The 20,007-nt window shown below is 42.0% G+C and carries 30 protein-coding genes and 1 CRISPR repeat array; of the genes, 21 read left to right on the top strand and 9 right to left on the bottom strand.

Going from position 1 to position 20,007, the window contains the following annotated elements; translation table 11 throughout:
• Positions 1–67: 67 nt before the first annotated feature.
• Positions 68–1,852, top strand: coding sequence for a PcfJ domain-containing protein (locus DXX3274_RS00325; RefSeq protein WP_042857926.1), 1,785 nt, complete (start codon positions 68–70; stop codon positions 1,850–1,852).
• 175 nt (positions 1,853–2,027) lie between these two features.
• Here DXX3274_RS00325 and DXX3274_RS22330 read toward each other — a convergent pair whose 3' ends face one another.
• From DXX3274_RS22330 to DXX3274_RS22325, 7 genes are all read right to left on the bottom strand, one after another.
• Positions 2,028–2,396 carry a hypothetical protein gene (locus DXX3274_RS22330; RefSeq protein WP_050569757.1) on the bottom strand — a complete coding sequence of 123 codons (369 nt, stop codon included), beginning with the start codon at positions 2,394–2,396 and terminating at the stop codon, positions 2,028–2,030.
• A 395-nt stretch (positions 2,397–2,791) separates the two neighbouring features.
• Positions 2,792–3,553: a CRISPR direct-repeat array (repeat unit 29 nt; unit sequence CCGATAACCCCCGCTCGCGGGGGAAACAC).
• A gap of 57 nt (positions 3,554–3,610) precedes the next feature.
• The gene (locus DXX3274_RS00315; RefSeq protein WP_152495195.1) at positions 3,611–4,645 is read right to left on the bottom strand and encodes an RAMP superfamily CRISPR-associated protein; all 1,035 of its coding nucleotides are present in this window, start codon (positions 4,643–4,645) and stop codon (positions 3,611–3,613) included.
• A gap of 13 nt (positions 4,646–4,658) precedes the next feature.
• Positions 4,659–5,357 carry a hypothetical protein gene (locus DXX3274_RS22480; protein ID WP_071603879.1) on the bottom strand — a complete coding sequence of 233 codons (699 nt, stop codon included), beginning with the start codon at positions 5,355–5,357 and terminating at the stop codon, positions 4,659–4,661.
• Positions 5,351–7,228 carry a helicase C-terminal domain-containing protein gene (locus DXX3274_RS00310; protein ID WP_042857925.1) on the bottom strand — a complete coding sequence of 626 codons (1,878 nt, stop codon included), beginning with the start codon at positions 7,226–7,228 and terminating at the stop codon, positions 5,351–5,353. Before DXX3274_RS00310 ends, DXX3274_RS22480 begins: the two co-directional genes overlap by 7 nt.
• 4 nt (positions 7,229–7,232) lie before the next feature.
• Positions 7,233–7,784: a type I-E CRISPR-associated protein Cas6/Cse3/CasE gene (locus tag DXX3274_RS00305; RefSeq protein ID WP_042857923.1), complete on the bottom strand. Its 552-nt coding sequence runs from the start codon at positions 7,782–7,784 to the stop codon at positions 7,233–7,235.
• Between the two features lies 1 nt (position 7,785).
• On the bottom strand, positions 7,786–8,577 hold the full coding sequence (locus tag DXX3274_RS00300; RefSeq protein ID WP_042857922.1) for a hypothetical protein: 792 nt from the start codon (positions 8,575–8,577) through the stop codon (positions 7,786–7,788).
• A 12-nt stretch (positions 8,578–8,589) separates the two neighbouring features.
• Complete coding sequence (locus DXX3274_RS22325) at positions 8,590–9,123, bottom strand: helix-turn-helix domain-containing protein (protein ID WP_050569756.1); 534 nt, start codon at positions 9,121–9,123, stop codon at positions 8,590–8,592.
• A 431-nt stretch (positions 9,124–9,554) separates the two neighbouring features.
• Between DXX3274_RS22325 and DXX3274_RS00290 the strand changes: the two genes are divergently transcribed.
• The 14 genes from DXX3274_RS00290 to DXX3274_RS00235 all read left to right on the top strand — a co-directional run bounded on the left by DXX3274_RS00290 (position 9,555) and on the right by DXX3274_RS00235 (position 16,118).
• Positions 9,555–10,025 carry a hypothetical protein gene (locus DXX3274_RS00290; protein ID WP_042857920.1) on the top strand — a complete coding sequence of 157 codons (471 nt, stop codon included), beginning with the start codon at positions 9,555–9,557 and terminating at the stop codon, positions 10,023–10,025.
• Positions 10,026–10,043: 18 nt separating this feature from the next.
• Complete coding sequence (locus DXX3274_RS00285) at positions 10,044–10,382, top strand: hypothetical protein (protein ID WP_042857919.1); 339 nt, start codon at positions 10,044–10,046, stop codon at positions 10,380–10,382.
• Positions 10,379–10,627, top strand: a complete 249-nt coding sequence (locus DXX3274_RS00280) for a hypothetical protein (protein WP_042857917.1) — start codon at positions 10,379–10,381, stop codon at positions 10,625–10,627. Before DXX3274_RS00285 ends, DXX3274_RS00280 begins: the two co-directional genes overlap by 4 nt.
• 31 nt (positions 10,628–10,658) lie before the next feature.
• The gene (locus DXX3274_RS00275; protein WP_042857916.1) at positions 10,659–10,913 is read left to right on the top strand and encodes a hypothetical protein; all 255 of its coding nucleotides are present in this window, start codon (positions 10,659–10,661) and stop codon (positions 10,911–10,913) included.
• Between the two features lie 34 nt (positions 10,914–10,947).
• A complete protein-coding gene (locus DXX3274_RS00270; protein WP_042857914.1) occupies positions 10,948–11,202 on the top strand; it encodes a hypothetical protein in 255 nt (84 codons plus the stop codon).
• A gap of 34 nt (positions 11,203–11,236) precedes the next feature.
• The gene (locus tag DXX3274_RS22320) at positions 11,237–11,743 is read left to right on the top strand and encodes a hypothetical protein (protein ID WP_050569755.1); all 507 of its coding nucleotides are present in this window, start codon (positions 11,237–11,239) and stop codon (positions 11,741–11,743) included.
• A 13-nt stretch (positions 11,744–11,756) separates the two neighbouring features.
• Positions 11,757–12,056, top strand: coding sequence for a hypothetical protein (locus DXX3274_RS00260; RefSeq protein ID WP_042857913.1), 300 nt, complete (start codon positions 11,757–11,759; stop codon positions 12,054–12,056).
• 20 nt (positions 12,057–12,076) lie between these two features.
• On the top strand, positions 12,077–12,331 hold the full coding sequence (locus DXX3274_RS00255; RefSeq protein WP_042857996.1) for a hypothetical protein: 255 nt from the start codon (positions 12,077–12,079) through the stop codon (positions 12,329–12,331).
• A gap of 80 nt (positions 12,332–12,411) precedes the next feature.
• On the top strand, positions 12,412–12,711 hold the full coding sequence (locus DXX3274_RS00250; RefSeq protein WP_042857912.1) for a hypothetical protein: 300 nt from the start codon (positions 12,412–12,414) through the stop codon (positions 12,709–12,711).
• Between the two features lie 493 nt (positions 12,712–13,204).
• The gene (locus DXX3274_RS22470; RefSeq protein ID WP_238556028.1) at positions 13,205–13,489 is read left to right on the top strand and encodes a hypothetical protein; all 285 of its coding nucleotides are present in this window, start codon (positions 13,205–13,207) and stop codon (positions 13,487–13,489) included.
• 3 nt (positions 13,490–13,492) lie between these two features.
• Entirely contained in the window at positions 13,493–13,876 is a 384-nt protein-coding gene (locus DXX3274_RS23540) for a hypothetical protein (protein WP_071603877.1), read from the top strand.
• A complete protein-coding gene (locus tag DXX3274_RS00245) occupies positions 13,876–14,121 on the top strand; it encodes a hypothetical protein (protein WP_071603876.1) in 246 nt (81 codons plus the stop codon). Before DXX3274_RS23540 ends, DXX3274_RS00245 begins: the two co-directional genes overlap by 1 nt.
• A 659-nt stretch (positions 14,122–14,780) precedes the next feature.
• Positions 14,781–14,978: a hypothetical protein gene (locus DXX3274_RS00240; RefSeq protein ID WP_042857909.1), complete on the top strand. Its 198-nt coding sequence runs from the start codon at positions 14,781–14,783 to the stop codon at positions 14,976–14,978.
• Positions 14,979–15,434: 456 nt separating this feature from the next.
• Positions 15,435–16,118, top strand: coding sequence for a tyrosine-type recombinase/integrase (locus DXX3274_RS00235; RefSeq protein ID WP_193747019.1), 684 nt, complete (start codon positions 15,435–15,437; stop codon positions 16,116–16,118).
• Between the two features lie 58 nt (positions 16,119–16,176).
• Here DXX3274_RS00235 and DXX3274_RS00230 read toward each other — a convergent pair whose 3' ends face one another.
• Both DXX3274_RS00230 and DXX3274_RS00225 read right to left on the bottom strand, forming a co-directional pair.
• The gene (locus tag DXX3274_RS00230) at positions 16,177–16,578 is read right to left on the bottom strand and encodes a hypothetical protein (protein ID WP_042857908.1); all 402 of its coding nucleotides are present in this window, start codon (positions 16,576–16,578) and stop codon (positions 16,177–16,179) included.
• Entirely contained in the window at positions 16,568–17,005 is a 438-nt protein-coding gene (locus DXX3274_RS00225; protein WP_042857907.1) for a hypothetical protein, read from the bottom strand. The genes DXX3274_RS00230 and DXX3274_RS00225 overlap by 11 nt, the downstream gene beginning before the upstream one ends.
• Positions 17,006–17,114: 109 nt before the next feature.
• Here DXX3274_RS00225 and DXX3274_RS22315 point away from each other — a divergent pair, with 109 nt between their 5' ends.
• The 6 genes from DXX3274_RS22315 to DXX3274_RS23535 all read left to right on the top strand — a co-directional run bounded on the left by DXX3274_RS22315 (position 17,115) and on the right by DXX3274_RS23535 (position 19,737).
• Positions 17,115–17,819, top strand: a complete 705-nt coding sequence (locus DXX3274_RS22315) for a lytic transglycosylase domain-containing protein (protein ID WP_050569752.1) — start codon at positions 17,115–17,117, stop codon at positions 17,817–17,819.
• Positions 17,820–17,821: 2 nt separating this feature from the next.
• Positions 17,822–18,139 carry a hypothetical protein gene (locus DXX3274_RS00215; protein WP_042857906.1) on the top strand — a complete coding sequence of 106 codons (318 nt, stop codon included), beginning with the start codon at positions 17,822–17,824 and terminating at the stop codon, positions 18,137–18,139.
• Complete coding sequence (locus DXX3274_RS00210; RefSeq protein WP_042857905.1) at positions 18,139–18,438, top strand: hypothetical protein; 300 nt, start codon at positions 18,139–18,141, stop codon at positions 18,436–18,438. The genes DXX3274_RS00215 and DXX3274_RS00210 overlap by 1 nt, the downstream gene beginning before the upstream one ends.
• The gene (locus DXX3274_RS00205) at positions 18,422–18,943 is read left to right on the top strand and encodes a restriction endonuclease (RefSeq protein WP_042857904.1); all 522 of its coding nucleotides are present in this window, start codon (positions 18,422–18,424) and stop codon (positions 18,941–18,943) included. Before DXX3274_RS00210 ends, DXX3274_RS00205 begins: the two co-directional genes overlap by 17 nt.
• 174 nt (positions 18,944–19,117) lie before the next feature.
• Complete coding sequence (locus DXX3274_RS00200) at positions 19,118–19,477, top strand: type II toxin-antitoxin system HigA family antitoxin (protein ID WP_042857903.1); 360 nt, start codon at positions 19,118–19,120, stop codon at positions 19,475–19,477.
• A gap of 5 nt (positions 19,478–19,482) precedes the next feature.
• The gene (locus DXX3274_RS23535) at positions 19,483–19,737 is read left to right on the top strand and encodes a hypothetical protein (RefSeq protein ID WP_152495194.1); all 255 of its coding nucleotides are present in this window, start codon (positions 19,483–19,485) and stop codon (positions 19,735–19,737) included.
• Positions 19,738–20,007 lie beyond the last annotated feature (270 nt).

Below are 20,007 nucleotides of genomic sequence, written 5' to 3'. Positions count from 1 at the left end.
ATGAAAACGATGGTCTCATTGCTGAAAATAACGAGTGGAAAACGGATAAACGTTAGCAGGCCATTCTATGAAAAAACTGCACGAGGAACTCAACCCAGCAATGGGGGTGGCCATCATCGACCACCTCCAAGCATTAGGTACGTTGCCCGATTCTGGCTACCTGGCTGGTCAAGCCGTCAGTAGTGCGTTGTTCGACCTCTATGCAGATGACGGTGAGGGATTGGTTATCTACAACGACCTAGATGTGTTTTATCAAGCCTCAATTGCAGATATCGAAGAAGCCAGGGGGGCCAACCGGACTCTTGATACTGTTGGTTTCCAGGACTGTCGAATCCATCAGGACTATGCTCATTTACAATTCTCAGTAACCAAGTCCTACGACATAGTTCGCAGTTACCGTGAGGATCTAGTAAACAAAGTTGCGTATGAACACCTCTATTGCCTCGGCTTCGACTCCCCTCTACAAACCTTGCTCAAAGGATTTGACATCAACTGCACCCAGGTTGGCGTTGACCTAGCCACGGGGCAACTGGGGTGGATACCAGCATTTGCCGATTTTGTTCGCTCGCGTCAGTTGCTGATCAGCAATGTGCAAACTCCACACCATACAGCCCTACGTTGGTTCAAGAAGCGCCATGAGTTGCCGGGAGCTTACGGCCATAACGAGGCCGCGATGGAATTGGTATCGTTGATGAGCTATGCCAAAGGTCTTGACGGCGTTCAACGCCGGATCGAGCGCAGTAATATCCGTTGGCGATTCGGCGAGAAGAATGCTGAGTTGTATTTGAAGTTCCAGCATGAGCTGGCTGGTTATTTCGACCTGGTAAGAGAAGACTCAGGCTTCTATTTCCTTGATGCCAAGCATCAACCCGACCAAGTGCTTATTAACCAGGCCAAGCGCTATCCTACGCGGGCTATTCCTCAGATGTTCAACGAGTTGCGGGCCTATCGCAAAGCCGCGAAAACGGCCAGGGTAACACAGATTTACATGCAAAACAGTCCTGGCGAGAAAGGTTCGGTAGGTCTGCAACTAGCCAGCTTGTACCACTTGAGTGATGCCTACCTTACAGGCAACGTCGATATGGGTAAGCTGGCTGAGGCGCAAAGTTTTGTACGGGGGCACCCGCTGTTAGTCCCTAGCTTTTGGGGGCTGTCAGCCGAATCGCACATTGAAGAAACTGCTGCATGGAAAGCACTTGAACGCCGTTACGGTCGTTGGATTCATGGTTATGTTGAACTAAAAATTATGCGCTCTCGTGGCTATGAAAACATGAGTGCATATGAATGGGAAGTCTATATCAAGGAAGAGCATCTGAAGCATATTCACCCAGAGGCTCTGCTGATTGATCGGACGCGCATTGAACTGACCAGTGGCAATTACCATTGCCGTGAACTGTTGACGCGGGCTGAGTTATTCGAAGAAGGTGAAACCCTGCACCACTGTGTTGGTGGCTATGCCGGAGAGGTACAAGACGGACGATCCCGGATATTTTCGATCCGACACCCTAACAAGCAACTTTGGTCCACGCTGGAGGCTTATCGCTATAGTGATGAAGTTGGCAGCGAGTGGTTCATCAAACAACATTTCAGCTTTTGCAATGGGTCACCACATGAAGACACTAAGCAGATGGAGGACCGGCTGGTGAAACTGTTGAACGCACCGGTGACCATGTCGAACCAGACTAATGCTCCACTTGCACATTGCACTGTAGATATGCGAATACCTACAGCAGCACATCATACGTTTGCGCATCTAAAGTATATTGAACAGCGGCGAATTGGCCCGATGCGCAAGTTGTGGCTTACACTCACAACGCAGCTACTCACGTGGACACGATTTTCCGGGGAATAGTAGTTATCCCCATTTTCCATCATGAGCCGAGCCTGTCGTACTGGCCCCCTCTTAACTAAAGGGGGCCAGTAGACATGGCGGCCTACGGCGGCGATTGTGGTAAACGGGGGTAACTACGGCCAGCCACTATAAATTGATTATCCACAGAAACGGGGGATAAGTGTGTGGATATTGTTTAGAGTCGGGAACCGAAGTGTTGCTCCATAAACGTAGCCACCGACTTCTCGATCATAAGCAAAATATCTTCACTAACACACAGATTAGGATACTGGTTTTTGGGCTTAACCGTGAAAAGCAGCTTTTGACCACGAATCGCAACTTCAGCAAATGGCTTAACCACAGTAGTATCTTCAGCGCGTTTGATATCGCTTAACAGCGTCACTATAAAGTGTTGAGATTCTTTGTGGGTACGGCTAAGCATCCTGCGCACTTCAATAGTGTCAGGAAAAAGTGAGCGATGCTCAAGACTATCGATCACACTCGTGTTATCAAGTATGGTCTGGATAGAGCGCTGACTTTTAGCTTTTGCTTGGCTGTGTAACATATTCCCACCTTAGCCCGGACACCATGTGTCACCTGGCATTGCCCCACCCATGTGAGACCCTTCAAATCAGTTGACGACATCGCCAACTGTTCAATAAAAGTACGCTTTTAATCAAAAAAGGACAACTAAAAGCAAACGCAATAAAGCTGTATTTATGGTTCCCGTGTGTTCCCCAATAGGGGAATGACGGCAAACCATCACAACTTATGCCATGCATATTCCTCAGTATCCTTCTCACCGACAACCCCCACTCACAGGGGAAACATTTGACCGTTCCCGTCGTTTAGAGACAGCAAGAGATGTTTTCCAATAACCCCCTAAATGGGGGAGTTGCCATCCCAATACCCCGCTCAGGGGGAAACACCAACCTAGATACGGTTGATTGATACACTGCCCCCGAAAACCCCATTCGCGGGGGAAACTCGAGATCGAGACCCATTACAAGGCGCACCATCTCCGATAACCCCCGCTCGCGGGGGAAACACCGGACGATGAGAACGCTCTATCGCGCTATCTGTCGATAACCCCGCTCGCGGGGGAAACACCAGACTGCGAGCTGATAGACTGTTGCACGACGCCGATAACCCCCGCTCGCGGGGGAAACACTTAACGCAGAGACGCGAAAGTATTGCATATTCCCGATAACCCCCAACTCGCAGGGGAAAAACTATTCGCCGTCACCCACCGGAAAATAGATCTGCCGATAACCCCCCGCCCGCGGGGGAAACACTGGTGTACTCGCCCTATGTGTTGTGTCGCAGCCCGATAACCCCCTCTAGCGGGGTAAACACTTCTGGGGATGTTGAGCCGTTATGCCGTTGTCCCGATAACCCCCTCTCGCGGGGGAAATACTTGCGGTCGCTGACTCTGGCTAACTCCCACTGCCGATAACCCCCGCTCGCGGGGGAAACACGCCATCGTTCAACGTTGTTCTGTGTCACTGTGCCGATAACCCCCGCTCGCGGGGGAAACACTGGAAACGGGAGGTAACCCCGGCAGCCTTCAACCGATAACCCCCGCTCGCGGGGGAAACACTCATCAGAGTTTTTGCCAAATTTATTTTCTATCCGATAACCCCCGCTCGCGGGGGAAACACATCGTTGTCTGGGATTATATCAGAGCGTTGCACCGATAACCCCCGCTCGCGGGGGAAACACTCTAAATGTAACCTATTGATTTTAAAAAGCCATTCTTGACTGTATTTTTTCACCGACTTAATAGCGCTGGAAATCCAGGTTTTCGGCCCCTTTGAAGCTACTCACCATTTCCGTTAACTCTGCTCCGCTGATACTAACACCTTCAGGGGTGATTGATATCTCTCCAAGGGATATTGGTTCCATATCACCTGGATTCCAGGTTGTTATCTGCCAGTTTGCCTTAACTAATCCGCAGTTATGATTAGCATGCCCTCCCAATCGAGGATTGGATGCAAATCTTATCAGGGTTGCCAGAAATAACCCGACTTCGATATTTGTAGCGCTTTTTATTACCATTCTGTGACTTAATTCTGCGCCTGCCACAAATGCTTCATAGGGGTCTATTGGCCTACGAATACTCTCTCTAGCTTCACTTTTTTCCTCTTTGCGCATTTTTATCTTCGCATCGAGTTCATTTATTTCCTTGCGAATTAATTCACCTCTTTCCTTATCTGCCTCTCTTAATAGTTTCTTCAGTGAAGACTGCTCAGCTTTTATAGCCTGTATATCTATCGATGCCTCCGATTGTTCTTTAATGATATTATCCAACCGTTCGACCTGCTCTGGTTCTAAAATATCAATTAACGATTCATTTCGTTCAAACATAATTGTCCGGGCACCTCCGCCAAACATTCCCCACTGTTCTCCGCTTGTAGGTACTGCATTGCCGATCCCCACCTTACCACTGAGTCCCCAGCGACCAAAGAGGCTAACCATTGGGTTAACCTCTCTGATTTTATACCCAGCATCAATCTCTCCTGATGCGATCTCCTCAACATCTCCGGTAATGTCAACTCCTTGGGCCAGCATAAAGTGATCGGCAAGGTCAAATGGAATATTGCCATTTTTAGCCGTCATGTAATCAACCACAACGAGGTGGGCTGCGTGGCGTAACGCACCACGGATGCTCGTGCCAGGGAAATACGGTTCAGCATTAAAACCACCATTGCGTGGCAATCGATGCCCCATGCTTGTAACTGCACCTTTCATCGTCACTGTTAATGGTTCTAACGTAGTTATTGTTCCATTAAAATTGATAGTTCTAGTTTTCATTTCTTCTCAGCCCTTATAGTAAATCGGTGATTAATTGTGCCCTAACTGGTTCTGGATGAACCACGTTAGTTTTATTTCCATAGTATGGGGGTGTTAATGGTGACTCGCCTTTTAATCCTTTAAACCCTGATAATTCAGGTACTGGGCGATTAGCGAACCCATTATTACTTATACTTAAATCTTCTTTTAGTGGAATTATACTCACATCGGTAAACTGCCCGTTTGCCGCAGTGAAAAAATCATACCCAACACCAACGTGGGTCATTGTTACTAGTTTTAAAACGGCATTTTTATCCCCCATAAAATCAAAGACAAAAAAAGGTGCCGAATACGCTGGTCTTGAGGTTAATCTTTTCTTTGTAGGACCACCAGTTAATAAAACTCGGCTAAACCGCCCTCCTCTGCTATTTGGAATAAACATAGACGAGTTTAATTTTTCATCGTTTAAATTATCACACCTGACACTCGTTGATGCACTAATGCCAACTTCAGCTGTAAAGCCGAAGATTAGTGATGATGCATGAAATACGTTCAACTCCTGGTTGAACGACAGTATCATTTTTAACTTTGATATAATCTCTTCATGTTTAGACGTACTCAAGACTTGAGATAATGATTCGTATAATATCCCGTCAAGAGACGGGGCAAGTCCGCTTATCACAACGGGTGATATTCCTTTCATTATCACTCGGTAAGGATGGAAGTTTAACATACTATATCCTCTATTATTTCTTGCGGTGCAATTATATTACACTCTCTATAAGCGTTCTCGAATCTGACAGGGATTATGTTCACCAAAGCACGATACTTTGATGATATATCTTTTGGCTCGGGGAATCGAGGGTCAAAAATAAAAACTCTTACAAAATCTTTTTCACTTCTAATCCCCCTGCCAATAGCCTGTTTTCCTGTTCTTATTACCTTCTGTAATTGTATTACATATCTTTTTCTCAGGATTGACTGTATGCTTGAATTAATCCCCTGTTGCTTCAGATATTGATGATAACCATTGGCTGCCTCCTGGTTCGGCGGTGCAAATTTCATTCTTGTTATCACCAAATCATGGAAAATCTGTTCCCCATTTGAATTCCGCAGGCTTAATCCAACCGATGCAGTTGCTGAGATTAATACCCCAGGATTCGACTGAAATAAATGGACAACTTCAGAAAGCGGCTGTCCTGTTTTTTGGACATAAACAGGCTTGTCAACATCTATAAGCCTCTTACCTATTTCACGACTTTCATTATGGCTTGCAGTAAGCACAACCACAGGCCCGTCGATTTTTTTAACCTGCTCTTCAACACCACTTAACCATTCACCCGAAATTATTTGTTCCTGGGGATTTTTGAAAATAGCAGGGAATTTTGAACCTGCTATAGTCAGCTTCATTTCACCATAAATTTCCGGGCTAAATATATCTTTTATAGAAATAGCATCATCGTCAAGCCCTAAAGATTTTGTTATCCACTCCATCCCTTTAGCTGGATCATTAGTTACATGAAGTGTGGCTGATGTCATCAGCACGCTTTCCCATGTTGTTATATATTCACCAACATTTCTTCCCACAAATGGGTTGATGTTTATTAAAGCAGCTTCACGCCTGATTTTTGATACACCGATACCAATATTTCCCTGGAATGCTGGGGATGTAATCCAGCTAAACAATGATGACATGAAAGATTCTTTGATCTCTTTATCTTTTATCAGTGAACCTGTTTTTATTAATTCTTGTATAGCATCGTTGTATATTTCAATGGCTTCCCGGCCAGATAAGAAATGAAGATCGCCAGCCACCTTTTTGATTCTTTCTGAAATAATAGATAGACCATTGGTGCCCAGCACACCTATATTTTCACTCAGATAATTAATTACCTCCCTTATGTTTAGTCTTCTATGTTGCCATAATTCCAACATATCAACAAACATATCGGCTTCATCAACAATGAGAAATAGATTTTTTTTGTTATCAAAAACCCCCCCCTTACAAAAATGATCAATAATCACCATAGCATGGGTTGTTATAATAAATCTGGATTGGAGGGCGGTAGCCTGCTTCTCCTTGATACTATCTACTTTATCCCACAATGAATATGTTACCATTTCAGGCTTAACGCCGGTAGGAAGCTCTCCATATTCTTCTTCAAATTCAATGAGCGAACCTTTCCAATGCTCCAGTTTTTTCAAAATAGTCATTTCGTCTAAAAGACTATCAGGATAATTTTGGATAACATCCCTAACCTTTGATGGATCTATATAGTTTGTTTTTCCCATCAGCCGACTGAAGGTGACGTTATTTAATCCCATCAGTTCGCCTAATCTCTCGATGATTGCCCTATCACTTGACATAATCTGGTTCATTAGAGCATGAGTGCTTGTTGCTACTACGAACTTAGCATTAGGATTTTTTTCTACTATTCTTAATGCAGATAATAGATATCCTACTGTTTTGCCCACACCTGTATCTGCACCCAGCAACGCAATCTTGTTCTTTACTCCCAGCCCAATATATACAGCACTGATATAGTCTTGCTGCACCGGGCGTATTGTTAGGTTCAAACTTTTGAAAAGATCATTTATATTCATAAAATTAGTCCATAACACTTAAAAAACCAAATCCAAAAACTCTTTTACGCCCGATACCATAGACTATTGAATTTTCAGCCAACTCTACCGAATTGACCTTGCATCTGCTTTTTACGATTGAGGCCGGGATTAAAATTTTTGTCCCCGGTTTTTTTATTGAATAAATTTCAGATTTAGATACATTCAAAAAATGAACGGAAAATCCAGATCTCTCTATTCTTCCCTGAACGTAATGATCAAGCTCTTCAGGTGTGGGCTGCACTTCCCTTTTTCGTTCACCCTGATTTTCTCGTTTTACCACTGCCATTGTGGAAATAAATTCAAGCTCATCGCCTTCAGATATATTTATACTTTTTTTTACTTCACCGGGTAAAGACAGACTCTGAGCCGTCCTTATCAAAATCAGGGTGTCGTTAGCCGTTCCAGGTGTAGACTTAAATGAATAAGGTGTTTTTATATTTAATTTTTCCTGGATAAAGAAATCTAAGTTTTGGTGAATTCGATATATCTCATTATGCGGCAATCGCAAACGAAGAGCATTATCGTAATAAATCATATCAGACCTTTCTCAATAAATTAAGTAAATTAATCCGTTGGTGAGGATCAGCGGGTAACAATTTCACCAGTGATGTCACGTTGTGTTTTTTAAATTCTGTTGACGCCTCCAGTGGAGTTATTTTACCCGATGCGAGGAGCGATACTGTTCGAATGAAAGCGTCTGTTTCCTTTTTCCCAAACGCTTTCATTTCTTCATGTAGCGCTTTTGCCTTTCCCAAATCTATAACGAATGAAACCTCGTTCTGTGGGGTCATCAATACGTCTTGACAGGCGTATATTGCATTTTCACTATGACTGATACGAATGGATCGAACCAGCTCATAGGTCTTCCTTCCAAAATCTCTGATGTAGATTATTGGATATTCCAGATCTGCTTTAAAAAGATACTCAAGATGCTGGCCGCTTGTTGCGGTAACAACCTTTATCATATCAAAAAATTCTGATGGCAATTTTTCGACAACGCCGGGAGGTGCTAACAAGACTGAACTACATTCATTCACATTGATTAATGCACCAACACCTGACCACATGCCGAATTTCTGTCCGGTATTTGGTTTTTTAGGATTCTCCACCCCCATAATTTCAGGTGCTGAGACAAAGAAACTTTCACAAGCAGTACAGTGCATTACATCCTGTCTGTAGCTATTTTTCGACTCATATCCTAAAAAAGAAAAATCACGTGCTGGTCTTCCACAGCTCGAACATTTCCCTTTTACAGTTTTCGCCGGGGTCATATAGGGTGAAAGTATTTTTGTTAAAGATTTATATACAATATCTACAGGGTGAGACATATTTATTTCCTTCTACGGCCAGAATGGATTAACTAGCCAGCTGGCAATTAATTGACGATCTTTTCTATCTAGCGTTGCCGCTGCGGTAATATCAAACTCCTTATTACTCCCATCCCATACACTATAAAAAAAACGCGCTAAGGTGGCATCACCACTGCTCATATAGGAAAGAGAATTTTCATATCTTTCTTTATTTATTTCTCGTATTGACCAATCCCACAGTTTAAATATTTGTGGGTAATTCGATACTAATAAATAAAATCTGTACTGAGATTCACTCAAGTTCTCAGTTTCCGAGCTTCTCAAGTCAGTGGATTCACGTAATTTATCGTCAAATAAAGGTTCTTCTCCACTCAGCCATGAATAACGCACCCCCAGTGCGTCTGCGAGCTTTTTTACAGCCTGGAACTTAGGAATAACCTTTCCTGTTTCATAGCGTGATAACTGAGTTTTAGCTATCGATGCTTCCTTTGCCAGTTGAGTCTGGCTGAAGCCTTTATTTATTCTGGCCTGAATAAGCCTTTCTTTGAATGATACCTTTTTCATCACACCCCCGTATACTTTGGTGTACTCTAGTGCATTCCTCGTGTTGTGTCCAGCACTTTTCCATAGGTGGGAAAATTACCTTATGGCTTTATGTTTCTGCTATTTAACTCAAACACTTTTTGTGCATGCACAAATTTTTATTACATATACTTCATGCTTCTACAAACCACCCCGGTCTTGTAAACTAGACATATTTGACAGGGTAACCACGGAGTGTATACTAGACAAATATGACTAGTAAAAATAAACCTATCACGCAATTACAAGCTATTGCTAATAGTAAAGGTTGGTCTTTCGAAGAACTAGCTCAACGCTGGGGGGTTTCTCTCCGGCAAATGTCTCGTATAGCTGCGGCGGGAAAACCGCGAGATATAGACGCAGCTAACGGTCTTCCAATGAAATCTAAATATTAGAGCAGGAATAAATGCGATATGAAAAAACTACCAGAGATACTATTGACTGCAAGCGCCATTTTGCTTTTCTTTTTTCTTTTGCCGGGTCTGGCTGCTGGCACTGGGTCAGCACTTGTTATTTATATTGACGGCCTTCGTGAATTGCCACCTTTAGCCCTTAAAGTTGCCAGTGCAGATATAGGAATGCTTTTTTTTTCTTACTTACTCTGCCTGGGCTTAAAGTTTGATAAAGAATTTATTCGAGACCCTCTCAAATTAACAATTATTGGTATTGTTCTTATCCCCTTACAAATAGGAGCTGTTTCTCTTTTTAGTGAACCGTCTGAATTTAGGCCAGCTGACTTAATCAGCCATTTAAAGTTATATATGGAATCAATGATAAAGCTATTTATAGAGGTCGTACCACTTTTGCTTTGTTCACTCTCGGTCATCATCCTGGCATGGAATTTAACGATATTAATAAAAAAAACACTGCTAAAATCAGCATAATCCAATGAGGAAAAGCAAATGAACAATCATCATACCATAATTAAACATTTTAAAATGCATCACTCAAAATTAGGTGATGCACTCTTCCCGGAAGAGACTTTTTTTGAAGTGGAAGCAAGGCATTTCGTTTCAGAATTATTATCAAAACACGATGGTAATATCGAGTCAGCCCAGCAGTTCCTTTTATTGCTGGAGACATTTACACCGGAAATAGTACAAGATTCGATTGATAACCCCTCGTGGTCAACTGAAAAGACGGTCAGCCGTTGGGAAAACATGACAAAAGGTATGATAAAACAGCGTGTGATGCAGTTCTTCTCAACTGAGTTTAAGGATATCGACGGTAAAATAAAATGAAAAAACCAAATAAAAAAGCAGTAAAGAAAACCATGCTGGATTTATTTAAGATTCTCATTTTTCTTTTCATTACTTTTGTCCTTTTCCTTGTTTCTTATCTGTACAAGGATACTAATTTATATAAAATCCTTCCTATAGCAATACCCGGTTATATATTTATTTTTATTATATTCTTCATGTATGATCGCAACCCTGATAAAGTAGAAAAAGAAGAAGAAAAATCAAAAAAAAACACTTCTAACTGAATTCGTCAATGCATATTAGAGGAAGGAAAAAATGCAAAAACCAAACAAAAAAGCAGTAAAGAAAACCATGCTGGATTTATTTTATATTCTTATTATCATTTTCACTTTTTTTGCTATTGCGCTTGTTTGTTTTATGTACGGTGATATTATTTTATATAAAATAGCTCCTATAGTAATTCCTATTTTTGTCTTTGTTGTTTTTATAAATTTTCTGTATGAGCGCAACCTTAAGGAAGTAAAAGAAGAAGAAGCAGAAGAAGAAATCAAAAACAAAAAACGCTTCTAACCGAATTCGACAATGCATATCAGAGGAAGAAAAAATGCAAAAACTAAATAAAAACGCAGTAAAGAAAACAATGCTGGATTTATTTAAGATTCTCATTTTTCTTTTCATCACTCTTGTTCTTTTGCTTGTTTCTTATATATACAGAGATACTATTTTATATACTATATACCCTATAGCAATCCCTATTATTATCTTGGTCATAATTACAATGTTTCTGTATAAGAATAACCTTGAGAAAATAATAAAAGAAGAAAAAACAAAAGAAATCAAAAACAAAAAACGCTTCTAACCGAATTCGCCAATGCATATTAGAGGAAGAAAAAATGCAAAAACCAAACACCGAAGCGGTAAAAAAAACACGGGCAGGTTTATTTACGACCATCATAAATTTTTTGATTATTTTGGGTGCGGTTTCAGTTATAAATGGTGTTGTTCGTATTGTCTGGCATGATAGCTTAATCAGCATCATGCTTACCACCTTTATCCCTACTTTTATCGCTATTTATATCGCTGTTTACATGTATAAGGAAAACCTTAGAAATATAATGAAAGAAGGAAAAATTGAAGATAAAAAAACCTCTCCCCCACCTCCAACCAATGAATCTCAAAAGGTAAATGCTGAGTGGGTAAAGAATGCTTACCCTTTACAACAAATTGAGATCAGGCTTCAGGGAACACGTCATAGTTCTCGTGATGCTATTATTGCTCAGCTTGAAGCGGTAACTATGCGCCTTAAAAATGGAGAGACTAACGGTATGGTGGAGGATGACGACTTCGGCTATTCATTCACCGTCACCAATTCTCCTAATGGGCCGTCTTTTTTCGAATAATAGAGAGGTAACTATGTTAACTGAAGATGAATGTTGTGAACTGGCGTGGAATGAAGTAAAGCGACGTATAGGGGAATCTCGCTGGACTGATCTAGGTCCAGGTGAAGAGTTGAAGTTACTCGGCTTTTTCTGCTGGGGGTGGGAGATGTTCCGTCAGTACAACGAACCGGTTACTATGCAGAAAGTTGATGAAATATCGTTGAGTGTCCCCCATGCATTGTCTATTATTGCCAAGTGGAGCAGTGAAGAATGGCAAGAGGCATTCAATGTATTTCCAGAACTGAAGAATAGTATTTCAAATGCAATTAATTGACTATCGATGAAGAGATAAAAATGAATTTTGACTCTCTCTCTCCTGATGAGAAAAATGTGATTCTTAAGATCAGGAAAAACAAAAAAGAAATTGAAGAACAGGAAGCATTTCAATTAAAATCTATTGAAACTGCACTTTCTTTCCTTATTTGGTCTAGAGAAACAAATGAGGGGATTACTTTCTCTACATTTGTTAATACTTTTGGCTATCAAGATGATGATGGTTACAAGATGTTTAATGTAGTTTCAAAAATCCTCGATGCTGCCGCCCCATAAATGGCGTTTCTCTCTTTCAGGAATTTATCGATGAATCAAGTAATTACCTTCCATTTTTGTGATTTTAACGTGGAGAGAATATGAAGAACAAAAATTCGAAATCCAATAACAACAGATGGGTTCTGTTTATGATGATCTTTGGACCTCCTGCAATCTATGCGTTCTATGGGGTGATTGAGTATTACACATCAAAAGTATCGGAGAAAGGACAATATGAGGCGACACTATCGTGGGATATCTGCATTAATAGTTACGCTTATAATTATGACAAGGATGGGATACTTAGACCAGTAGAAATTTTTCATGAAGATAAGTTAAATGATGTTGATGGTTACAAACATCCGGTACGAACGGAAGCAGCTCATTGTGATATTAGGTAAATAAAATGAAAGACCGTGGAGCGCAGTGAAAAACACCCAAACGAGTCGAGTCAGTGTTACTGAAACGCCCGGATAACTCATATGAAACGTTGTGGGGAAATAAACTCTGATGAAAGTGTTATCAGCCACGCTTTCGGTGTTCATCCTTACGAAGGAGAATGGCAAGAGGCATTCGATGTATTTCCAGAACTGAAGAATAGTATTTCAAATACAATTAACGATAGGTTATCAAAATGAAAATAAGTCTTTTCTTTTTTGGGTTGTTAAGTTTAGTTGCTTCATCATGTGTACTCCACTTCCTTTTAAGAGGGAAAGAGGGAACGCTTGCTGATGCAATTGGATCAATAAACCTCAATGATCCGACAGAAATTTTATTATCTTGTTTTGTATTAATATTCTTTACGGCAGCGATATTTGGTGTGCTCGCCGCATTTTCAGGGAAAAGATAATTTTATTTATTGTGGTGAATACCAGAAAAAAATAGGTATTATTGATGAACATCATGACTTTTGATATTGGTGATGCTGTTTTTTGGGAGAGTCAGGCCAATGGCTCTTATAAAAGAAAAGAAGGAACCATCGTGGCAGTTATTCCTGCCGGTATCGCCCCGGTTCTTACTTCTCATGCCTCTCTACTTCCTCCCGGAGCCGGAAGTCTTCCGAGGAAGGAGCAATCATACATTGTTTCTGTTCCTGGAAAAACGGATAAGGCAAAACCCAAACATTACTGGCCGCGAACGTCAGCACTTAACTTAACTGAAACACAGTTAGAGAGGTAATAATTGAAAGAGTATCTTTTTCTCCTGACGGCAGGATTTATTCTCACGGGTTGTGACCAGGTCAAAACAACCATGACAGACACCATGAATAATTCCAATTATAAGCCGCCCACTATCGTAATATCGCCCCGGTTAGAAATAAACGACCACGGGCAGTTAGGCTTAGTCAGCGGATTCAATGATTGTCCAGGATCTGTCCCTAATGCATCGGGATGCATCATCATTGAACCGAACGATAAGACCATACCAGTCATTATTGTCTCCCGCGATGCGGCCATAAAGTCAGAACACTGGACCGTGGAGCGCAGTGAAAAACACCCAAACGAGTCAGCGTTACTGAAGCGCCCGGATAACTCATATGTAACGTTGTGGGGAAACAAACTCTGATGAAAGAAACGAACGTTATGACCGTGCTCTGCCTCATTCACATAGCGATGTTTGCATTCGCGGGAATGTTATCAGCCGCGCTTTCGGTGTTTGGACTCGCAATGTTCGGTGTTCTTCTTTACGAAGGAAGCACATGGCATGAATGGGGAGCAATGTTGACTCTCGGCATCGTGTTCTCTGTGCTGTTTTACCTTTGCTATAACAACTTGCAGTTTGCTGTCAATGAATTGCGTCGGCCTGCATAGTTTCGCCACCGGCCGAAAAACAGCCCCAAAAGGGGCTTTCCTTTATCGGCTTCGCCTTGGCCTTCATGGGGCGGTAAAAACGGTACTCACCCGCACCGCTGAAAATATGCGTCACGATTGTAGAAAAGCCAGATTTTGGAGATGTTTTTAACTCCTTCGACTGGGAACCCTGGCCGGACCATTATGGTAGTCATTCAGCTACATGGTTTCTGCTTAGTGAGCTATTAAACTATAACTATAACATTGCGTTTGAAAATAGAAGGAGTGATTCAATTTACGGTGATACCGTTCCAGAAGGGGCCGGAGAATTAATTACCATTAAAGACTATATAGGGTCAAAATTCTTCGATGATTTGGATATTCTAAAACAATTGGGTGATCCAACCAAAATAAGAGTGGTTATCTCATTCCATAGTTAGTGACTGTCATTACAATGTGCGGTTTTGATAATACGTGATTAAGCCCTGTGCGGAAACACCCTGCCAGTTCTCCAGTTGATCCAGCATGGCTTAACACGTATGCTGTAGACGTTAAGAAACAATTCATATTCCCCTCATAAAATTCATTATCGGCATTCTGTGCTTTTACACAGACCTCCGAATTCAAACAGCTATACCTCATCTTCTTTCCATCCGTGTGTTAAACATGAGGAGTTCCCTATGCGAACACCGATTCTCAGCGAGCAAGATCATGCGCTGATGCCATCTTTTAACCGGCGCTTTATTGAAGCCATCGTTAAAGGGACACTGTCTCACCAACAGGCATCCGGTATGCTGTCAGAAATGTTTGCCTCTATCGACAACGGCAACTATGCCACTCCCTATGTGTGGTTTCGTGATCCCACCCTGTTCGGGTAAGTGTTACGCCGCTTCCTGGCCGCAAGCGGCCAGTTCTCCAGCCAGGTTATCTCATTTCACGTTTTTGCGGCAAAACAGGAAAAGCCCCGCACCCCCGCCCTGCCCCCCGAAACCCTATATGTAGTGCCCTCTTCAGCGGACAGAGCTACTAAATGTAGTGTTTTCTGCCCTGCCGGTGCGCCGGGTGTCCATCCCTGTGGCCGTTTTCGTGTGCGGTAAAACCCTCTATACTGAGGAAACTTCCGCACAAGCGATGATCGGTCATTATTTTTTGACCACGACGTTTGTGGCCCGTACCGGTAAACTGTTGTGCATGCACAAAACCAGAATGAACGTGCTACGTGAAATCTGAGGAACGATCAGGGGGACAATGTGCCAGATTTGCCCAAAATGAGTCCGCCCCTGCCAACGCTGATCAGCGGCGGACATTACCCCACGTTGCCGGTGGATTTTTCGGTGGCCGTGGCGATGCGCAGAAAAGCGCTGCTCCTCGGCGTTTATCCGGCGTACCTGCTGGCTCCCGAAGTCACCGTTCTCCTGGGCTATATTGACGATTTGCGGCAACTGACCTTCTTTGAGTTGCTGTGGAACACCGGAGCGCGCCCGAATGAGGCGCTGGCCCTCACACCGGAAAATATCGTCATCACAGATGAAGACGGCGCACCGGCGACTCACCCGTTCATCGTCCTTCGCACATTAAAACAGCGGCACCGGGGCCGGGGCAGACCGAAAGCCAGTGAACCGGTTAATCGCCTGCTGCCCCTCATGGATCAGGATTTTGTCACACGGTTACGCCAGTTTGTGGCGACATTTGCGGCGGGGAAAAGCAAACGGCTGTGGCCGGAGTCAGATGATACGATCGGCCGCTGGCTTCAGCGGGCAATGCAGCGGGCCAGACGTGACGGCGTCACCTTTACAATACCGGTGACGCCGAAAACCTTTCGTCACTCGTTCGCCATGCACCTGCTGTTCAACGGGGTCCACCCAAAATTTTTGCAGGGGTATATGGGGCACCGGTGCCCGGCAAGCACGGAGGTGTATACCAAGATCCTGATGCTCGATGTCGGGCTTCATGCCACGGTAACGTTTTCGGCGTCGGGTGAAGGGCGGGATGCTGCCCGTCGTCTTCTTCTGGAGTAGGACAATCCGGGTCATCAACGTGACCCGGACATAAACTTATTCACCAGCCTGGAGGGATTTACTTGATGCGGTATTTCTCTAGCGAATCTGGCCCTTGGGTTTCCACAATCCGCCGTAATTCTTTGTTCATACGCCCTGCACCGGCATACGATATGATTTTGTCACCGATCTGATACTGACGTGGTTCAATCGTCGGTGACTTTCTTGGCGTCATTTCACGTTTTAAGTCGTCAACCGTCAGCCCTTCCTGGACCAATACACTTGCTGTTTCTTTTATTATCTTCATTCGTCGTTGCTTGTCTTCCTCTTGTTTTTTCTCCCTCTCTCTGACGTCATCCAGGATTTTTACTGCTTCATTTATTATTGATTCTATTAGTTCAGAACTTAGTGAGTTAAACCATTGTTTTCTATTTTTCGATTTCCCCATGAAATCGAATATTTCTTCCGTGTTAATTTTCACCAACACCTCCGAATATATCTATCTTCTTATACCCCGATTCATCAAGTATATAGAACTCATGGGAACGAAACCCTACAGACTCCCCCGTTATGCAATCCATGAATATATATCCCGCAATAATATTCTCGTTATTAGAAGATATTATTACTGGATTAGGGGCTTTATCTTTATGCTCGCCATTCTCTTTAGCATATAGCCCAGTAAAGAAAGGAAGGATTCTTTTTATAGATTTCTCTATTTTATCTATCCTTCTTCTACTCCTGAATATCTGTACGTTCAACGTCGGGTCATCCTTATTGGGCCGACTCCCAACAAGTGCGTCCGCTGTTTTATAAGCTACTTCCTCCCGTGACCTGGAGAAAAGAAGCAGCAAATTCAATATTTTTTCCTTTTCTCTCTTTTGAACGAAATTTTGATTATTTCCCATACCTAATCACCTTATGAAAGCATCATAATAGCATGACACATTATAATGGTGTCTTCAAACCCTACCTGTGTTATCGTTATGCTAGTCTTTTGTATAGGATCAAAAAATCATGAGAAAGATCAACTTGATTTTGTTGATGGGACTGGCATTGCCTTTGGCGTCACAATCGGCACAGGTGGATATGCAGGAAGTCCTTGGCTGCATATTACAATCAGCAAATAAATATAAGGTAGACCCCCTTTTAATTGAGGCTCTTGCATCTACCGAGTCCGAATTAGATAATTCGGCAGTTAACTATAAAAGTGCAGACGGGTTCCCTGCATATACCATGATGCAAATTAGTGGCTGGTGGTTTAGCCACCCTCATTTCGTCCAGAATGGAATTACACTGGAACGAATAAAATCTTCTGCATGTTCATCTATAGATGCTGGTTCCTGGATACTTGCCACAAATTTTGCGGACTACGGTGTCAATTGGAATTCCGTAGGGATTTATAACACTGGCACGAAGCCGGGATTATTTATGGCTAGGAAGATATATATAGAAAAAGTAAAAGCAAGATACGGCTATCTAAAAAAGACACGCCCGGAATATAAGTTGGAACCGGACTGGGCGGCGTTGCCTGTTGATATAACTGACATAGACACATCGGTTCCTTTCCCCAGAAAGAAACGACCGCAGACACAAATGTTGGCTCTGAATACAGGTTCTTCAGAATCTTCTTCAATGAGAGATGAAGCAGTGCGAGCTGTCACCAAATCCCTATTTAAAGTCAAAGGTTACGAATCAATGGAGCTGGTCGGGGGGCTGTAATAATGTGGAGCATCATTCCTTTCTTATACTCAGTCAATCTATCTTTATCAATTATTACGCTACCCTCTAAAGCGCTTTTTGATTTGGTGGTGTTAGCTATATTTCACTTCTCACTGCGAAAGCTAAATGTTCAAGATCGCTTCCACGTTTTTGTCATCTTCCTTTTCGCGCTGGGTATCACGTCTGACTGGACCTTATCATCAGGTCCGTTGGATGCATTTATGAAGGTGATTTTGCTACTCATAACTGGGCTGGTTGCGTTGCCTTCTATCTACAACACACTGTTTGATTTTGTGCATGCACAAAAAAAGGATGACTAATGACGGTAAACATGTGGTTAGGCTTGGCTTTGATCTTAATCGGTGGTTTTCTTTTTTCAATTATATGCCTCTTTGTCTACAGCAAGGATGACACAAAGGGTGAGATGCGGTCTCACTCGTTCAGATTAGATGATGACGATGAAGTTCGCTGGCTGAAAGAAAAAGTACAAATAACGGATATGAAAAGCATTCCTGCGCATAAGATCACGGGGGAGAACAATGAAGATATGCCCCCTCCTCAGTTGCTGAAAGGCAATAACAATGAAGGAGGTGATGATATATATGCTACCGCAAAATGAGTTGTTGATTATAATTTTTATGATCTGCTCTATTCTATTCATTTTCAAATACAAACCTAGTAAACATGGGCGGTACATAGATACGGCTAAAAAAATAATCATTAAAATAGAGTCAATGAATGATGCTCAGAAGATGAATTATCTAAAAAAAATCAATCCCTATGTGTTTGAAGAAACAATATTATGTTGTTTCGAAATTAAAGGATATAAAATAGAGAGGAACTCTCGATATAGCGGGGATGGAGGGATTGATGGTAAAGTTTGGTTTGATGGTAACCTGCATCTTATCCAGGCCAAACGATATAGAGGGAAGATAAAAAAAGAGCACGTATTGGATTTCATTAGATTAGTCAATAAAAATAAATGTCGTGGGTTTTTCATTCACACAGGACAGACAACAGATGAGATCAGAAAAATTATATCATCTTCACCCCACGTTAATTTGATATCAGGAAAGAAACTTATTGATCTGGTCACAATAAAAAAAAACAATAAGGCCGCATAGCGGCCTTTCTCTGCCTTTGTTTAAATTTTTGGCATTACCATTCCATTCCCTGACAACCATTCATCTTTTCTTAAAGTCCCAATACGGGATAAAAAACTTGCATCAGTCCCAAAATGGGACTATACATTCAATGTATGAAGATAATTCCTATCAAAGCACTAAGGGATTTTTGATATGCAAATTAAACCCATTAAAACAGAACAGGACTATGAAGCAGCATTACGCGCTGTAGAACCTATGTTTGATAACAAGCCTCCTGCTGATACCCCAGAGGGGGATTTTTTTGAAATCATGTGTGTACTGATTAACGATTACGAGAACAAACACTATCCTATTGAAGCCCCTGATCCAATTGAAGCTATTAAGTTCAGAATGGAACAACGGGGATTGACAATAAAAGACCTTGAACCAGCTATTGGAAAATCCAACCGTGTCTATGAAGTGCTTAATCGTAGACGTAAGTTGACACTACCGATGATTAAGAAACTACATGAGATGTTCGGTATTCCGTTAAAAAGCCTTGTTGGGGAGTAAACAATATGAATAGATTTTTCATAGCTATCATTGCATTATCTCTTTCTTTCAGTGCTTTCTCTGCTGATTCGTATAGAGGTAAATCTGAAAATGAACAAGTAGTCGAATATTTAAAATCGGTGAACACTATTAAGGATGCAGTGGTAATGGGAAACCTAACTACTAATATTGAAAACGGGAAGGTTGACTTTAATTTCATTCGTATATCATCTTTTAAAACAAACGTTCGCCCATCTGCTAAAATTAGTAAAAAAGGATAAGTTGAAAAATAAACATTTGGTTATTATAGGAGCTTTCTATGGATATCGTCATATTTTTTATAAACGCAGTCTTAAAACCACCCTCTTTTAATGACTATCAGGCAATGAACAGCATAGATATGATAGTGACGACCATAGCCTTTCTTTTTCGTGAGGTATCGATAGGATCACTAGGTATTGCAGCACTACTCCTGATCTACTGCATCATCTACTGTATCGTGAAAGACGTCAGGTCTAAATTGACACTCAAGTAATTTAACTCGATGATTC

It is taken from the genome of Dickeya sp. NCPPB 3274 (genome assembly GCF_000406205.1).
Lineage (GTDB): Bacteria > Pseudomonadota > Gammaproteobacteria > Enterobacterales > Enterobacteriaceae > Dickeya > Dickeya fangzhongdai.
The sequence above is the reverse complement of the archived record's forward strand: the minus strand, read 5'-3'. Positions and strand labels throughout refer to the sequence as shown.

Coding starts and splice junctions, on each gene's coding strand:
- DXX3274_RS22320 (WP_050569755.1), top strand. CDS start 11,237: ATGCAAAAACCAAACACCGAAGCGGTAAAAAAAACACGGGCAGGTTTA.
- DXX3274_RS00250 (WP_042857912.1), top strand. CDS start 12,412: ATGAAGAACAAAAATTCGAAATCCAATAACAACAGATGGGTTCTGTTT.
- DXX3274_RS00285 (WP_042857919.1), top strand. CDS start 10,044: ATGAACAATCATCATACCATAATTAAACATTTTAAAATGCATCACTCA.
- DXX3274_RS22470 (WP_238556028.1), top strand. CDS start 13,205: ATGAACATCATGACTTTTGATATTGGTGATGCTGTTTTTTGGGAGAGT.
- DXX3274_RS00315 (WP_152495195.1), bottom strand. CDS start 4,645: ATGAAAACTAGAACTATCAATTTTAATGGAACAATAACTACGTTAGAA.
- DXX3274_RS22330 (WP_050569757.1), bottom strand. CDS start 2,396: ATGTTACACAGCCAAGCAAAAGCTAAAAGTCAGCGCTCTATCCAGACC.
- DXX3274_RS00305 (WP_042857923.1), bottom strand. CDS start 7,784: ATGATTTATTACGATAATGCTCTTCGTTTGCGATTGCCGCATAATGAG.
- DXX3274_RS00255 (WP_042857996.1), top strand. CDS start 12,077: ATGAATTTTGACTCTCTCTCTCCTGATGAGAAAAATGTGATTCTTAAG.
- DXX3274_RS00225 (WP_042857907.1), bottom strand. CDS start 17,005: ATGGGAAATAATCAAAATTTCGTTCAAAAGAGAGAAAAGGAAAAAATA.
- DXX3274_RS00290 (WP_042857920.1), top strand. CDS start 9,555: ATGAAAAAACTACCAGAGATACTATTGACTGCAAGCGCCATTTTGCTT.
- DXX3274_RS00200 (WP_042857903.1), top strand. CDS start 19,118: ATGCAAATTAAACCCATTAAAACAGAACAGGACTATGAAGCAGCATTA.
- DXX3274_RS00240 (WP_042857909.1), top strand. CDS start 14,781: ATGCGAACACCGATTCTCAGCGAGCAAGATCATGCGCTGATGCCATCT.
- DXX3274_RS00205 (WP_042857904.1), top strand. CDS start 18,422: ATGCTACCGCAAAATGAGTTGTTGATTATAATTTTTATGATCTGCTCT.
- DXX3274_RS00300 (WP_042857922.1), bottom strand. CDS start 8,577: ATGTCTCACCCTGTAGATATTGTATATAAATCTTTAACAAAAATACTT.
- DXX3274_RS00270 (WP_042857914.1), top strand. CDS start 10,948: ATGCAAAAACTAAATAAAAACGCAGTAAAGAAAACAATGCTGGATTTA.
- DXX3274_RS00275 (WP_042857916.1), top strand. CDS start 10,659: ATGCAAAAACCAAACAAAAAAGCAGTAAAGAAAACCATGCTGGATTTA.
- DXX3274_RS00215 (WP_042857906.1), top strand. CDS start 17,822: ATGTGGAGCATCATTCCTTTCTTATACTCAGTCAATCTATCTTTATCA.
- DXX3274_RS22480 (WP_071603879.1), bottom strand. CDS start 5,357: ATGTTAAACTTCCATCCTTACCGAGTGATAATGAAAGGAATATCACCC.
- DXX3274_RS00210 (WP_042857905.1), top strand. CDS start 18,139: ATGACGGTAAACATGTGGTTAGGCTTGGCTTTGATCTTAATCGGTGGT.
- DXX3274_RS00260 (WP_042857913.1), top strand. CDS start 11,757: ATGTTAACTGAAGATGAATGTTGTGAACTGGCGTGGAATGAAGTAAAG.
- DXX3274_RS22315 (WP_050569752.1), top strand. CDS start 17,115: ATGAGAAAGATCAACTTGATTTTGTTGATGGGACTGGCATTGCCTTTG.
- DXX3274_RS00245 (WP_071603876.1), top strand. CDS start 13,876: ATGAAAGAAACGAACGTTATGACCGTGCTCTGCCTCATTCACATAGCG.
- DXX3274_RS00280 (WP_042857917.1), top strand. CDS start 10,379: ATGAAAAAACCAAATAAAAAAGCAGTAAAGAAAACCATGCTGGATTTA.
- DXX3274_RS00325 (WP_042857926.1), top strand. CDS start 68: ATGAAAAAACTGCACGAGGAACTCAACCCAGCAATGGGGGTGGCCATC.
- DXX3274_RS22325 (WP_050569756.1), bottom strand. CDS start 9,123: ATGAAAAAGGTATCATTCAAAGAAAGGCTTATTCAGGCCAGAATAAAT.
- DXX3274_RS00310 (WP_042857925.1), bottom strand. CDS start 7,228: ATGAATATAAATGATCTTTTCAAAAGTTTGAACCTAACAATACGCCCG.
- DXX3274_RS23535 (WP_152495194.1), top strand. CDS start 19,483: ATGAATAGATTTTTCATAGCTATCATTGCATTATCTCTTTCTTTCAGT.